We start from the raw sequence: 13,209 nt of genomic DNA, 5'->3' as shown, positions 1-13,209 counted from the left end.
ACGGGTTCCCCGGGCCGCACCGGGACGGCTGTGGGCCGTTCGGGTGATCAGCGGGCCGCCGGGACGCCGAGCTTCTCCAGCGTGGTGGCGGTGGGCTCGACCTCGCTGGTGCAGTGCGCGCAGCGGGAGGCGATGGCCGGGATCTCGGTGAAGCAGCGGGGGCAGTCGCGCTTCTCCGACTTGGGGTCGGCGGCCTCCGCCCTGACGAACCTGTCCTGGATCTTCGTCATGGGGACGACGATCAGGAAGTACAGGACGGCGGCCGTGATGACGAACGCGATGACGGCGGCGATGGCCAGGCCGTACGGGAAGACCGTGCCCTGGACCATGAAGCTCGCCTCGCTGAAGTCGCCGACGGAGCCGGTGGCGAGACCGATGAGCGGGGTGATGAAGGCCTTGCTGAAGCCGGTGACGACGGCCGTGAACGCCGATCCGACGGCCAGACCGATGGCCATCGAGATGACGTTCCCGCGAAGGATGAAGTCCTTGAATCCGTTCAGCACGGGGTGTTGCTCCTAGGGGTTCTCTGTGGGGGGATCAGAACAGTGCCGTCGCCGCGAAGCGGAGGGCGAACTGCGGGTAGCCCGACAGGACGACTCCGGCGGCGGCGGTCAGCGCGATCGCCAGGGTGACCGGCGCGGGGGCCTTGTGCGCGGCGGGTGCCCCCTCCGGCGCGCGGAAGAGCAGGGCCGTCCAGCGCAGGTAGTAGTACAGCGCGATCACGACGTTGAGGCCCATGATCACGGCCAGCCAGCCCAGGCCCGCGTCGACGGCCGCCGAGAAGACCGTCACCTTGGCGAAGAGGCCGATGATACCCGGGGGCAAACCGGCCAGATTCAGGAGGAAGAACCCGAGCGCGAGGGCCGCGGCGGGGCTGGCCGCGTACAGGCCCCGGTAGTCCTCGATCCGGTTGCCCGGGTGCGTACGGGAGACGAGCGCGACGACCGCGAAGGCGCCGAGGTTCACGACGGCGTACATCAGGGCGTACGCGACGGTGGCGCCGATCTGGTCGTCGCTGGAGTACGCGGCCGCGGCGATCGGCACCAGGAGGTAGCCGGCCTGGGCGACGGAGGACCAGGCGAGCAGGCGTACCGCGCTCCACGCGCGCGTGGGGACCTGGCGGAGGGCGGCGACGTTGCCGGCGGTCATGGTGAGCGCGGCCAGGACGGCGAGCGCCGGGCCCCACACGTCCGCGTACGACGGGAAGGCGACGACCGTGACCAGGATGAGCCCGGTGAAGCCGACGGCCTTGCCGACCACGGAGAGGTAGGCGGCGACGGGCAGCGGGGCGCCGACATAGGTGTCGGGCACCCAGAAGTGGAAGGGCACCGCGGCCGTCTTGAAGGCGAAGCCGACCAGGGTGAGGGCGACACCGGCCTCGGCGAGCGTCTGGAGCTGCCCGGGGACGTCGTCGAGGCGCTGCGCCAGCTCGGTGAGGTGCAGGGTGCCGGTCGCCGCGTACACGAAGCTCGCGCCGAGCAGGGTCACGGCGGTCGCGGTGACGGAGGAGAGGAAGAACTTGAGCGCGGCCTCGCCGGACATGCGGTCGCCGCGCTTCAGGCCGACGAGCGCGAAGGCCGGCAGCGAGGCCACCTCCAGGGCGACGACGAGGGTCGCCAGGTCGCGCGAGGCGGGCAGCAGCGCGGCGCCGGCGGCCGAGGACAGCAGCAGGAACCAGAACTCGCCCGCCGGGAGCTTCTCCCGGGTCTCCGAGAGCGACAGCAGGGCCGTCAGGAGCGCCCCGCCGAGGACGAGCATCTGGATCACCAGGGTGAAGTGGTCGGCGGTGTAGCTGCACGCCGTCAGCTGCGTGTCGGCGGTGAGGCAGAACGTCTCGCGGTCGCCGGCCCGCAGCGGGACGAGCAGGGCGAGGGCGGCGGTGAGGCCGCCGATCGCGGTCCAGCCGAGGAGCTGCTTGCGCTCCGGTGGCAGGAAGAGGTCGGCGACGAGGACGACGAGCGCCACCACGGCCGTGAGGGTCGGGGGCGCGATCGTGAGCCAGTCGACGGACTGGACGAGCGACCCGCTGGCGAACGACGTCACTGGGTGCCTCCGGCGAGGAGCTTCTGGACGGCCGGGTCGGTGAGGCCGAGGAGGACGGCGGGCCAGAGCCCGGCGAGGACGGTGAGGGCGACGAGCGGGGTCCAGGCGGCGAACTCGTACCCCTGGACGTCGGCGATCGACGCCTCCCCGGCGGGCCGCGCGCCGCCCATGCAGACGCGGCGCACGACGACGAGGAGGTAGGCGGCGGTGAGCAGGGTGCCGAACGCGCCGATCGCCATGAAGGTGAGGAAGGCGGGGCGGCTGAGGCCCGCGGCGGGTTCGAAGGCGCCGAAGAGGGCCAGCATCTCGCCCCAGAAGCCGGCCAGGCCGGGCAGGCCGAGGGAGGCGACGGCGGCGAAGGCGAGGAGCGCGCCGAGGCGCGGGGCGCGGCCGTAGAGGGCTGCTCCGGTGGCGCCGGCGAGGGTGTCGAGGTCGGCGGTGCCGTACCGGTCCTTGACCGCGCCGACCAGGAAGAACAGCAGGCCGGTGACGAGGCCGTGGGCGATGTTGGCGAACAGCGCGCCGTTGACCCCGGTGGGGGTCATGGTCGCGATGCCGAGCAGCACGAAGCCCATGTGGCCGACGGAGGAGTACGCGATGAGGCGCTTCAGGTCGCCCTTGGCGCCGGGGCGGGCGAGCGCGAGGCAGGCGAGCGACCCGTAGACGATCCCGGCGACGGCGAACGCCGCGAGGTACGGCGCGAAGGTCCGCATCCCGTCCGGTGCGATCGGCAGCACGATCCGGACGAAGCCGTACGTGCCCATCTTCAGGAGCACGCCGGCGAGGAGGACCGAGCCGACCGTCGGGGCGGCGGTGTGGGCGTCCGGGAGCCAGCTGTGCAGCGGCCACATCGGGGTCTTCACCGCGAGCCCGAGACCGATCGCGAGAACGGCGGTGACCTGCACGGACGTGGACAGGCCGCGGCCGTTGTCAGTGGCGAGTGCCAGCATGTCGAAGGTGCCGGCCTTCACTCCGATGAGGAGCAGGCCGAGCAGCATGACGACGGATCCGAGCAGCGTGTAGAGGATGAACTTCCAGGCGGCGCCGCGCCTGCCCTCGCCGCCCCAGCGGGCGATGAGGAAGTACATCGGGATGAGGACCATCTCGAAGGCCAGGAAGAACAGGACGAGGTCGAGGACGGCGAAGGTGGCGAGGGTGCCGGACTCCAGGACGAGCAGGAGCGCGACGAAGCCCTTCGGGGACGGGCCCGTCGGCATCTTGAAGTAGCTGTAGAGCGCGCAGAGGAAGGTCAGCAGCGCGGTCAGGACCAGGAGGGGGAGGGAAATGCCGTCGACACCGAGGTGGATGCGCACGTCGAGTGCCCTGATCCAGCTGATGTCCGTCGTGGCCTGCATCGTCGACGGGTGGTCGTGGTCGAAGCCGAGCGCGAGGACGATCGCGGCCAGCAGGATCACGCCGGTGACGGTGACGCCGTGGCGGAGCACGGCCTGGTCGGGCGACTTCCCCTTCAGCCCGGGCGGGGCGGGGAGGAGAGCGGCGGCGGCGCCGAGGAGCGGGCCGGCGACGATCAACGCCAGAAGGAACTGCATCACGGATTCGCTGATATCGATCACGGCTCACGCTCCGGCGACGGCGTTGGCGAGGGCGACTGCGGCGATCACCAGGACGACGGAGCCGGCGAGCAGGGCGCTCAGATAGGTCTGGACGTTGCCGGTCTGGGCGCGGCGGACGAGCCAGCCGAGCCCCTTGGCGGAATCACCCGCGGCACGTACGTAGGTGTCGACGACCTCGCGGTCCAGGAAGCGGACCAGGGAGGCGGCGGCGAGGACGGGTCGGACGAACGCGGTCCGGTAGACGGCGTCCAGGTGGAAGCCGGCGGCGGCCGGTCCGTGCAGCGGCCCCAGGAGGGCGCGGCCGGGGTCGGCCGGGTCCTCGGCGGGGTGCGGCAGGCGCAGCGCCTCGGCCTCGACCTGGCCCGCCTCGGCGTCCGGGTGGGCGACGTGCGGGACGGGCACCGCGGCGGGGGCCCTGACGGCGAGGGTGCGCCACACCGCGTACGTGATCACCGCTCCGGCGGCGGCGAGGCCCGTGCCCAGGACGGCCGTGGTCAGCGTGGGGGTGAGGGCGTGCCCGTCGAACCAGTCGTCGAGGTACGTGACGGTCAGGCCGAAGCCCAGCGAGGGGATCGCCAGGGCCCACAGGACGGCCGTCATGGCGATCGGCTGGCGGCCGTGGTCGGGGGCCTCGGCGCCGCGGCCGCGGAAGGTCCGCAGCCACAGGCGGAGCGCGTAGGCGGCGGTGAGCAGCGCGGTCAGGAGGCCCGCGACGAGGACGGTCCAGCCGGCCGCGGCGGGAGCGACGTCCCGGTCGCCGAGCGCGGTGTGCTCGGCGGCCACCAGGACGGCCTCCTTGGAGAAGAAGCCGGCGAAGGGCGGGATCGCGGCGAGCGCGAGGAGGGCGACGGTCATCGTCCAGAACGCGTCGGGGACGCGCTTCGCGAGGCCGCTCATCCGGGACATGGCGGTAAGCGAGTTCGTGCCGGCGGCGTGGATGACGGTGCCGGCGGCGAGGAACAGCAGCGCCTTGAAGGCGGCGTGCGAGAGGAGGTGGAAGACGGCGGCGCCGCGGTCGCCGACGGCGAGGGCGCCGGCCATGTAGCCGAGCTGGCCGATCGTCGAGTAGGCGAGGACCCGCTTGATGTCGTCCTGCGCGAGCGCGGCGAGCCCCGAGCCGACCATCGTGACCGCGGCCATCACCGCGAGCACGGTCATCGCCGCGGCCGAGGCGGCGAAGACGGGCAGCAGCCGGGCCGTGAAGTAGATGCCGGCGGCGACCATCGTCGCCGCGTGGATCAGCGCGGAGACGGGGGTGGGGCCGGCCATCGCGTCCGGGAGCCAGGTGTGCAGCGGGAACTGCGCGGACTTGCCCGCCACGCCCGCGAGCAGCAGCAGCGCGATCAGCGTGGGGTGGTCGAGGCCGCCGCTCGCGACGGCGCCGAGGACGCCGGTGATCCGGAAGGTGCCGGCGTCGGTGGCGAGCGCGAAGAGACCGATGAGGAAGGGGACGTCGCCGAGCTTGGTGACGAGGAAGGCCTTCAGGGACGCGGCCCGCGCCTCCGGGGTCTCCCAGTAGTGGCCGACGAGGAAGTACGAGCAGATGCCCATGACCTCCCAGCCGACCAGGAGCACCATCAGGTCGCCGGAGTAGACGACGAGCAGCATCGCGGAGGTGAAGAGGGAGACGAGCGCGGCGTACGAGGGGTAGCGCGGGTCCTCGCGGAGGTAGCCGGTCGAGTAGATCTGCACACAGGTCGCGACGACGCCGACGAGCACGGCGACGAGGGCGGCGAAGCCGTCGATGTAGAGGCTCAGGTCGATGGGGACGGAGCCGGTCGGCGTGAGCTGGGTGGCGGCCTCGATGCTCTTCCCGCCGCCCTGCCGGACGGCGACGACGACGGCCAGGACGGCCGCGGCGAGCGTCGGGAGCACGGCCAGCGGGCGGACGAAACCGGGCGCGGTGCGGCCGAGGAGGAGGCCGGCGACGGAACCGAGGAAGGGCAGGACGGGGACGAGGACGGCGAGGGTGGTCGTGGTCACGCGGCGGCCTCGGTCTTCTCGTCGGTGGGTTCCCTCCGGCCGTCGGGGACGTCCGACTCCTCGGCCGTGTCGCGGAGGCGGTCGATGTCCGAGGTCCCCTTGTTGCGGTGGACCATCAGGATGATCGCCAGACCGATGCCGATCTCCGCGGCGGCGACGGCGATGGTGAAGAGGGTGAGGGCCTGGCCCGCGTGCAGGGTGTCGCGGAGCCAGACGTCGAAGGCGACCAGGTTGAGGTTGACGGCGTTGAGCATCAGCTCGACGGACATCAGGACCAGGATCGCGTTGCGGCGGGCGAGGACGCCGTACAGGCCGACGCAGAAGAGCAGAGCGGCGAGGACGGCGGGGTAGGCGAGGTGCATCAGCGCTCCTGCTCCTTCTTGCGGGAGAGGACGATCGCGCCGACCAGCGCCGCGAGGAGGAGCACCGAGAGCGCCTCGAAGGGCAGCACCCAGTGCCGGAAGAGGACGGCGCCGGTGACCTCGGTCGAGCCCTGGACGGCGCCGTCCAGGTCGATCCACGTCGTGCGGAAGGCGTCGACGACCACCCAGACCAGGGCGGCGGCGGCGGTCAGCGCGACCGCGAGGGCCACCGGCCGGTTGCCGGAGTCGGCGTCCGGGGAGCGGCCGATGGGCGCCCGGGTGAGCATCAGCCCGAAGAGGAGGAGGACGACGACGGAACCGACGTAGATCAGCACCTGCACCCAGGCGATGAACTCCGCGGTCAGGAGGAGGTACTCGACGGCGAGCCCGCCGAGCGCCACGACCAGCCAGAGCGCGGCGTGCACGAGCTGCCGGGTGACGACCGTGACGAGGGCCGCGCCGAGGGTCACGAGGCCGACGAGGACGAAGGCGATCTCGACGCCGGAGGGCGAGAGGAAGCCCTGCGTCTGCTGCGCCGTGGCGGCGAGGGTCACTGCTGGTCCTCCTGGGCCTCGGCCGCGGCGGCCGCGGCGGCGGCCTTCTCCGCGGCCTTGCGGGCGGCGGCGATCTCCTTCGGCTCCTCCGCGCGCGGGTCGAGCGCGGGCGGCTCGGGCACCGTCCACATCCACTCGCGGAGCTTGTCGCGCTCGTGGGTGAGCTCGTGGATGTCGGTTTCCGCGTACTCGAACTCCGGCGACCAGAACAGCGCGTCGAACGGGCACACCTCGATGCAGATGCCGCAGTACATGCAGAGGGAGAAGTCGATGGCGAACCGGTCGAGGACGTTCCGGCTGCGTTCGCGGCCGCCGGGGGCGGCGGCCGGCACCGTCTCCTTGTGGGAGTCGATGTAGATGCACCAGTCGGGGCACTCACGGGCGCACAGCATGCACACCGTGCAGTTCTCCTCGAAGAGGCCGATGACACCGCGCGTACGGGGCGGCAGCTCGGGCTGCACCTCCGGGTACTGCGCGGTGACCGTCTTCCTCGTCATGGTGCGGAGCGTGACGGCGAGGCCCTTGGCGAGGCCGGAGCCGGGGATGGGAGGCATGGTTACTGGATCGCCACCTTCACGATGCCGGTGAGTGCGATCTGCGCGAGCGCGAGCGGGACGAGGGTCGTCCAGGCCAGCTTCTGGAGCTGGTCCTCACGCAGCCGCGGGTAGGTCACCCGCAGCCAGATCACGACGAACGCGAGGACCGCGGTCTTGAGCAGGGTCCACACCCAGCCCAGGCCGTCGCCCCCGAAGGGGCCGTGCCAGCCGCCGAGGAACAGGACGGTGGTGAGACCGCACAGCACGACGATGCCCGCGTACTCGGCGAGCAGGAACAGCGCGAAGCGGAGGCCGGTGTACTCCGTGTACGCGCCGAAGATGATCTCCGAGTCGGCGACCGGCATGTCGAACGGGGGCCGCTGGAGCTCCGCGAGCCCCGCCACGAAGAAGACGACCGCGCCGACGATCTGCCACGGCACCCACCACCACGCGAAGGCGTCCAGGACGCCGGGGATCGAGACGGTGCCCGCGGCCATCGCGACGGACGCGGCGGCGAGCAGCATGGGGAGCTCGTACGCCAGCAGCTGCGCGGCCGTCCGCAGACCGCCGAGCAGCGAGAACTTGTTCGCCGACGCCCAGCCGGCCATCAGGCTGCCGAGCACCCCGACGCCCATCACGGCCAGCGCGAAGAAGATGCCCGCGTCGACCACCTGGCCGACGGCGCCCTCGCCGGGCCCGATCGGGATCACGACGAGCACGAGGAGGTAGGGCAGGAGCGCGACGGCGGGCGCGATCTGGAAGACCCGGCGGTCGGCCTCGGCCGGCACCACGTTCTCCTTCTGCGCGAACTTCACGCCGTCCGCGACCAGCTGCGCCCAGCCGTGGAACCCACCGGCGTACATGGGACCCAGCCGTCCCTGCATGTGCGCCATGACCTTGTGCTCCGCCTGTCCCACGACGAGCGGCAGCACCAGGAACACCGCGAGCAGGATCAGCAGCCGCAGGGCGACGTCGAGTGCGTCATTCACGCGGGATCGCCTCCGGCGGGGTCGGTCGGTTCGTCGCCTTGCGGCTCCGGCTTGGCGGCGGGGGGCTCGGGCTTGTCGGCGGGCTCCGGCTTGGCGGCGGGGGGCTTCGGGGCCGGGGGCCCGGCTTCCGTGCCGCCGTCGGCGGTGGGCGGGGTGGCCGGTTCGTCGTCGAAGGCCGGGCGGGCGTGGTGCCACGGGGCGTCCGAGCTGCGGGTGCGCGGGGCGGCCGGGGCGGCGTCCTCCGTGCGGGGGGCCTGGCTCGCCGAGCCGTCGGCCGCCGAGCGGGAGCGGCGGGGCGGGCGGGCCGCCGGGGGCTCGGAGACCGCGCCCGGCTCGGGGGTCGGCTCCGGGGTCGGCTCCGGGGCCGGGGCGGGGGTCGGCTCCGGGGCCGGGGCGGCCGGGGCTTCGGGGGCCGGGGCGGGGGCCTGGCTGGCGGAGCCCTCCGTCACCGAGCGGGAGCGGCGGGGCGGGCGGGCCGCCGGGGCCTCGGTCCCGGGGGTGTCGGCGGCGGATGCCTGGCCGGCGGAGCCCTCCGTGACGGAGCGGGCGCGGCGGACGGGTCGGTCGCCGGCGGTGGCGCGGGCGGGGCGGGCGGGGGCAGGGGGGAGCTGGCCCTTGAGGGGGCCCCACTCGTTGGGGTCGGGGACGCCGGGCGGCAGCATCTGGCGGCGCTTGGGGCCGCCGCCGTCGTGGGACTCGCCCGGCTCCTTGGCGCCGGGCCAGGCCTTGGCGACGCGGGCGGCGAGGACGAAGTCCTTGCGGAGGGGGTGGCCCTCGAAGCTCTCGGGGAGCAGGAGGGGGACGAGGTGGGGGTGACCGGCGAAGTCGACGCCGAACATCTCGTGGGTCTCGCGCTCGTGCCAGCCGGCGCCCGCGTACACCTCGATCGCCGTCGGGAGGACGGGCGCGGAGTGCGGAACGGTCGTACGGAGGAGGAGGCGGCGGGGGCGGCCGCCGGCGAGGGACACCACGTGCGCGCAGACGCGGAAGCCGGTGCCCGGCTCGTCGACCGCGCTCAGCCAGTCGAAGTAGGTGCAGCCCAGCGTGTCGCGGGCGGTGGTGAGGGCGGTGATCCAGGACGCCGGCGGCACGTCGACGGTCAGCAGGTCGTACGCCTGCTCCGCCGTCGCCTCCTCGCCGAAGACGTCCGTCACGGCGTCGGGGAGGGAGTCGTACGCGCTCATGCGGTGCCTCCCGGCGGCGGGACCAGGGGGCTCGTCAGCTGGGAGACGGAGGCGGCGGTGGCGTACCGCTCGGCCAGGTTCTCCCGGGCGATCTTCTCCTGGAGCTTGAGGATGCCCTGGAGCAGCGCTTCGGGGCGGGGCGGGCAGCCGGGCACGTACACGTCGACGGGGATGATCTGGTCGACGCCCTTGGTGACGGAGTACGAGTCCCAGTAGGGGCCGCCGCAGTTGGAGCAGGCGCCGAAGGAGATGACGTACTTCGGCTCGGGCATCTGCTCGTAGAGCCGCTTCACGGCCGGGGCCATCTTGTCCGTGACCGTGCCGGACACGATCATCAGGTCGGCCTGGCGCGGGCCGGGCGCGAAGGGGATCACGCCGAGCCGGATGAAGTCGTGCCGGGCCATCGACGCGGCGATGAACTCGATCGCGCAGCAGGCGAGGCCGAAGTTGAAGACCCACAGGCTGTAGCGGCGGCCCCAGTTCAGGACCACCTTCATGGGCTCGGGGGCCAGCCGGGCGAGCGGCCCCAGCTTCGGAGCGGGCACGGGTGAGGGCAGCGGTGTTACGTCCATGCCAGGACGCCCTTCTTGTACGCGTAGAGCAGCCCCACGGCCAGGAAGCCGAGGAAGACGAACATCTCGACCAGGGTCGCGGCGCCGTAGCCGGGCGCGGCGAAGACCGTCGCCCAGGGGAAGAGGAAGATCGAGTCGACGGCGAAGACGACGTATAGGAAGGCGTACACGTAGTAGCGGACCTGGGTGTGCGCCCAGCCCTCCCCCACGGGGTCGACACCGCACTCGTACGTGAGGAGCTTCTCGGGCGTCGGCACGACCGGCCTGAGCAGCCGGTTCGCCGTGAACGCCACGGCCACGAAGAGCACGCCGACGACGGCGAGCAGGCCGACGACGGAGTACGTCTGGAAGTAGTCCGCCGCGTCGGCCGCGACAACGGTCGGTTCCCGCACGTCCGCCCCTCGGTCTCGGTGTCTCATGAGTCACTTCTGTACGAACGCGAGTCTAGGCCCTGCTAAAGGGACCGTAAGCAGTCGCGGGTGGGGATAACCCCCCTCCTCCTCACCCACCTCCCCCATGGCATCCCGCCGTCCCCGACCGGCACTCTGGGGACCATGAGCGCCGATCTTGATCCCTCCGAGTCCACCGACTCCGCCGATGCCCCCCGCCCGCCGCTCCGCTTCGCCTACGGGAAGGAGACGTGGAAGGAGATCGCCTTCCTCCTCTCCAACCTCTTCACGGCGGTGGCCGGATTCGTCTACGCGGTGGTGAGCGTCCTCCTCGGCGTGGGCCTCTCGGTCACCGTCATCGGACTCCCGCTGCTCGCCCTCGGGCTCGGCGGCGCGCGCTGGATCGGCCGCTCGGAACGAGCCCGCGCCCGCGGCCTGCTCGGGGTCCGCGTCCCCGAGCCGTCCCCGCTGCCCCGGCGCCGCGGCTTCTTCGGCTGGCTGTGGACCTCCCTGAAGGACCCGGTGGCCTGGCGGACCCAGCTCTACGGGCTGATCCGGCTGCCCTGGGGGATCGTGACGTTCACCGTCGGCCTGGTCTCGCTCTTCGTCCTCTGGCCCGTCCTGCCGTTCCTCGCCCGCGGCCTCTCCCACGCCGACCGCGCCATGGTCCGGGGGCTGCTCTCCCCCTCCGACGAGCTGGAGCGGCGGATCGCCGAACTCGAATCGGACCGCGGCGTGGTCGTCGACACCGCCGCGGCCGACCTGCGGCGCATCGAACGCGACCTCCACGACGGGGCCCAGGCCCGGCTCGTCGCCCTCGCCATGGGCCTCGGCCTGGCGAAGGAGAAGCTGCTCGACGACCCGGAGACGGCCGCGGCGATGGTCGACGAGGCGCACGGCGAGGTCAAGCTCGCCCTCCAGGAACTGCGCGACCTCGCCCGCGGCATCCACCCCGCCGTCCTCACGGACCGCGGCCTCGACGCGGCCCTCTCCTCCGTCGCCTCCCGCTGCACGGTGCCCGTGAAGGTCGGCGTCGACCTGGCGGAGCGGCCCGCCGAGGCCATCGAGGGCATCGCCTACTTCACCGTCTCCGAACTCCTCCAGAACGTCTCCAAGCACGCCCGCGCCCGGTCCGCCTCCGTCGACGTCTGGCGCGCCGACGACCGCCTCCTCCTCCAGGTCCGCGACGACGGGGCCGGCGGCGCCCGCCTCGACGGCGGCACGGGCCTCGCCGGGCTCGCCGAACGGCTCGGCGCGGTCGACGGCCTCCTCGTCCTCGACTCCCCCGTCGGCGGCCCGACGACCGTCACCGCGGAACTGCCGTGGCGGTCCCGACCGGGGCGGTGAGCGGGGTCGTGCGTACGGGGCCGGTGAGGGGGCTGTGCGTACGGGGCGGTGAGGGGGCTGTGCGTACGGGGCGGTGAGCCGGGTCGTGCGTACGGGGTGGTGAGCGGTGAGCCGGTGGGCGTCGACGCCCTCCGGCTTCCCGGCCCCTTCGGGTAGGGAAAACCCCCGCCCGGAGACGCCCACCCGCCTCATGGTCCGGGGAGCGGCGGAACGGAAGGCTGGAACACGTACCGACGGACCTGTCCGAGCATCCCGAGTAGAGAAGGACCACCGATGGCCTCCCCTCGTCTCCCCGCCGCGATCCGCGCGCCGTTCGAGGCCCGCACCTGGCGCGCCTTCGGCTACGTGCTGATCGGGCTGCCGCTCAGCGTCTGCTGGTTCTCGCTGTCCGTCGCGTTCGTGTCGGCGGGTGCGGGGCTGCTCATCACGTTCCTCGGAGTGCCGATCCTCGCCGGGGCGCTGGCGATGTGCCGGGGCTTCGGCGCCGTGGAGCGGGCCCGGGCACGCGGCCTGCTCGGACACGACGTGGACGCGCCGGAGCCGGTGCGCGGCCGGACCGGCGGGGCGTTCTCGTGGATGGGGGCCATGCTGAAGAGCGGCGCGTCGTGGCGGCACCTGCTGTACGCGGTCGTGCACATGCCGTGGGCGGTGTTCTCGTTCTCCGTCACGGTGGCCCTCTGGACCTGGGGCTGGAGCCTCTTCACGTACCCGCTGTGGCAGTGGGTCTTCCCCACCTGGGTCGGACAGGACGGCATCCAGCTGTACGGCGACGCCACCCACTCCTTCTACCTCGACGCGCCCTTCGAGATCGCCGTCACCAGCCTGATCGGCCTCGTCTTCGTCCTCGTCGGACCGTGGGTGCTGCGCGGACTCGTCTCCGTCGACCGGCTCCTCGTCACCGGCCTCCTCGGCCCCTCCCGGCTCGCCTCCCGCGTCACCGAACTGGAATCCGACCGCGGCATCGTCGTCGACACCGCCGCGGCCGACCTGCGGCGCATCGAACGCGACCTCCACGACGGCGCCCAGGCCCGGCTCGCCGCGCTCGCCATGGACCTCGGGCTCGCCAAGGAGAAGCTCGCCCAGGACCCCCAGGCGGCGGCCGTCCTCGTCGACGAGGCGCACGGCGAGGTCAAGCTCGCCCTCCAGGAACTGCGCGACCTCGCCCGCGGCATCCACCCCGCCGTCCTCACCGACCGCGGCCTCGACGCGGCCCTCTCCTCCGTCGCCTCCCGCTGCGCCGTCCCCGTCTCCGTCTCCGTCGACCTCCCCGCCCGCCCCGCCCCCGCCATCGAGGGCATCGCGTACTTCACCGTCTCCGAGCTCCTCCAGAACGTCTCCCGGCACGCCCGCGCCCGGCGCGCCTGGGTCGACGTCTGGCGCAGCGGCGACCGCCTCATGATCCAGGTCCGCGACGACGGCGTCGGCGGGGCCGCCGTCTCCGCCGGGCGCGGCCTCGCCGCCCTCTCCGCCCGCGTCGACGCCGTCGACGGCGTCCTCGCCCTCTCCTCCCCCACCGGCGGTCCCACGTCCGTCACGGCCGAACTGCCCTGGCGCGCGTAGCCCTCGGCGGGCGGCGAGCAGCACGGGTCCCGGCGTGACCTACGCGTCCCCTTGGTCCCGGAACCGGGTGGCCCTTGGCTGGGGCCTGGAGCCCGTGGGGGCCGTGCCTTCCTGGA

General features: G+C 73.1%; 13 protein-coding genes. 2 read left to right on the top strand and 11 right to left on the bottom strand.

The annotated features are described in order from the left end of the window. Window positions 1-47: 47 nt before the first annotated feature. The 11 genes from mscL to MRBLMG1_RS31935 are packed head-to-tail and all read right to left on the bottom strand — an operon-like array spanning window position 48 to window position 10,216. On the bottom strand, window positions 48-503 hold the full coding sequence (gene mscL / locus MRBLMG1_RS31985; protein ID WP_367827658.1) for a large conductance mechanosensitive channel protein MscL: 456 nt from the start codon (window positions 501-503) through the stop codon (window positions 48-50). Window positions 504-537: 34 nt separating this feature from the next. Continuing rightward, complete coding sequence (locus MRBLMG1_RS31980; protein ID WP_367827657.1) at window positions 538-2,043, bottom strand: NADH-quinone oxidoreductase subunit N; 1,506 nt, start codon at window positions 2,041-2,043, stop codon at window positions 538-540. Further along, entirely contained in the window at window positions 2,040-3,593 is a 1,554-nt protein-coding gene (locus MRBLMG1_RS31975; protein WP_367827759.1) for a complex I subunit 4 family protein, read from the bottom strand. The genes MRBLMG1_RS31980 and MRBLMG1_RS31975 overlap by 4 nt, the downstream gene beginning before the upstream one ends. Window positions 3,594-3,620: 27 nt before the next feature. Further along, window positions 3,621-5,600: an NADH-quinone oxidoreductase subunit L gene (locus tag MRBLMG1_RS31970; RefSeq protein ID WP_367827656.1), complete on the bottom strand. Its 1,980-nt coding sequence runs from the start codon at window positions 5,598-5,600 to the stop codon at window positions 3,621-3,623. After that, entirely contained in the window at window positions 5,597-5,962 is a 366-nt protein-coding gene (gene nuoK / locus MRBLMG1_RS31965) for an NADH-quinone oxidoreductase subunit NuoK (protein WP_367827655.1), read from the bottom strand. Before nuoK ends, MRBLMG1_RS31970 begins: the two co-directional genes overlap by 4 nt. Next, the gene (locus tag MRBLMG1_RS31960; RefSeq protein ID WP_367827654.1) at window positions 5,962-6,516 is read right to left on the bottom strand and encodes an NADH-quinone oxidoreductase subunit J; all 555 of its coding nucleotides are present in this window, start codon (window positions 6,514-6,516) and stop codon (window positions 5,962-5,964) included. Before MRBLMG1_RS31960 ends, nuoK begins: the two co-directional genes overlap by 1 nt. Continuing rightward, entirely contained in the window at window positions 6,513-7,070 is a 558-nt protein-coding gene (locus tag MRBLMG1_RS31955; protein WP_367827653.1) for a NuoI/complex I 23 kDa subunit family protein, read from the bottom strand. The genes MRBLMG1_RS31960 and MRBLMG1_RS31955 overlap by 4 nt, the downstream gene beginning before the upstream one ends. 2 nt (window positions 7,071-7,072) lie before the next feature. After that, the gene (locus tag MRBLMG1_RS31950) at window positions 7,073-8,041 is read right to left on the bottom strand and encodes a complex I subunit 1/NuoH family protein (RefSeq protein WP_367827652.1); all 969 of its coding nucleotides are present in this window, start codon (window positions 8,039-8,041) and stop codon (window positions 7,073-7,075) included. Further along, window positions 8,038-9,225 carry an NADH-quinone oxidoreductase subunit C gene (locus MRBLMG1_RS31945; RefSeq protein ID WP_367827651.1) on the bottom strand — a complete coding sequence of 396 codons (1,188 nt, stop codon included), beginning with the start codon at window positions 9,223-9,225 and terminating at the stop codon, window positions 8,038-8,040. The genes MRBLMG1_RS31950 and MRBLMG1_RS31945 overlap by 4 nt, the downstream gene beginning before the upstream one ends. Next, window positions 9,222-9,797, bottom strand: coding sequence for an NADH-quinone oxidoreductase subunit B (locus MRBLMG1_RS31940; RefSeq protein ID WP_017239493.1), 576 nt, complete (start codon window positions 9,795-9,797; stop codon window positions 9,222-9,224). The genes MRBLMG1_RS31945 and MRBLMG1_RS31940 overlap by 4 nt, the downstream gene beginning before the upstream one ends. Then, window positions 9,788-10,216, bottom strand: a complete 429-nt coding sequence (locus tag MRBLMG1_RS31935) for an NADH-quinone oxidoreductase subunit A (RefSeq protein WP_367827650.1) — start codon at window positions 10,214-10,216, stop codon at window positions 9,788-9,790. The genes MRBLMG1_RS31940 and MRBLMG1_RS31935 overlap by 10 nt, the downstream gene beginning before the upstream one ends. 135 nt (window positions 10,217-10,351) lie before the next feature. Between MRBLMG1_RS31935 and MRBLMG1_RS31930 the strand changes: the two genes are divergently transcribed. After that, window positions 10,352-11,533: a sensor histidine kinase gene (locus MRBLMG1_RS31930; RefSeq protein ID WP_367827649.1), complete on the top strand. Its 1,182-nt coding sequence runs from the start codon at window positions 10,352-10,354 to the stop codon at window positions 11,531-11,533. Window positions 11,534-11,806: 273 nt separating this feature from the next. Then, window positions 11,807-13,093: a sensor histidine kinase gene (locus MRBLMG1_RS31925; RefSeq protein ID WP_367827648.1), complete on the top strand. Its 1,287-nt coding sequence runs from the start codon at window positions 11,807-11,809 to the stop codon at window positions 13,091-13,093. Window positions 13,094-13,209 lie beyond the last annotated feature (116 nt).

The organism is Streptomyces sp. LMG1-1-1.1, assembly GCF_040815545.1.
Taxonomy (GTDB): Bacteria; Actinomycetota; Actinomycetes; order Streptomycetales; family Streptomycetaceae; genus Streptomyces.
The sequence above is the reverse complement of the archived record's forward strand: the minus strand, read 5'-3'. Positions and strand labels throughout refer to the sequence as shown.

Bases quoted from the DNA above. Each gene is read 5' to 3' on its own strand.
- MRBLMG1_RS31975 (WP_367827759.1), bottom strand. From the start codon at position 3,593: ATGCAGTTCCTTCTGGCGTTGATCGTCGCCGGCCCGCTCCTCGGCGCC.
- nuoK (WP_367827655.1), bottom strand. From the start codon at position 5,962: ATGCACCTCGCCTACCCCGCCGTCCTCGCCGCTCTGCTCTTCTGCGTC.
- MRBLMG1_RS31955 (WP_367827653.1), bottom strand. From the start codon at position 7,070: ATGCCTCCCATCCCCGGCTCCGGCCTCGCCAAGGGCCTCGCCGTCACG.
- MRBLMG1_RS31945 (WP_367827651.1), bottom strand. From the start codon at position 9,225: ATGAGCGCGTACGACTCCCTCCCCGACGCCGTGACGGACGTCTTCGGC.
- MRBLMG1_RS31940 (WP_017239493.1), bottom strand. From the start codon at position 9,797: ATGGACGTAACACCGCTGCCCTCACCCGTGCCCGCTCCGAAGCTGGGG.
- MRBLMG1_RS31935 (WP_367827650.1), bottom strand. From the start codon at position 10,216: ATGAGACACCGAGACCGAGGGGCGGACGTGCGGGAACCGACCGTTGTC.
- MRBLMG1_RS31930 (WP_367827649.1), top strand. From the start codon at position 10,352: ATGAGCGCCGATCTTGATCCCTCCGAGTCCACCGACTCCGCCGATGCC.
- MRBLMG1_RS31925 (WP_367827648.1), top strand. From the start codon at position 11,807: ATGGCCTCCCCTCGTCTCCCCGCCGCGATCCGCGCGCCGTTCGAGGCC.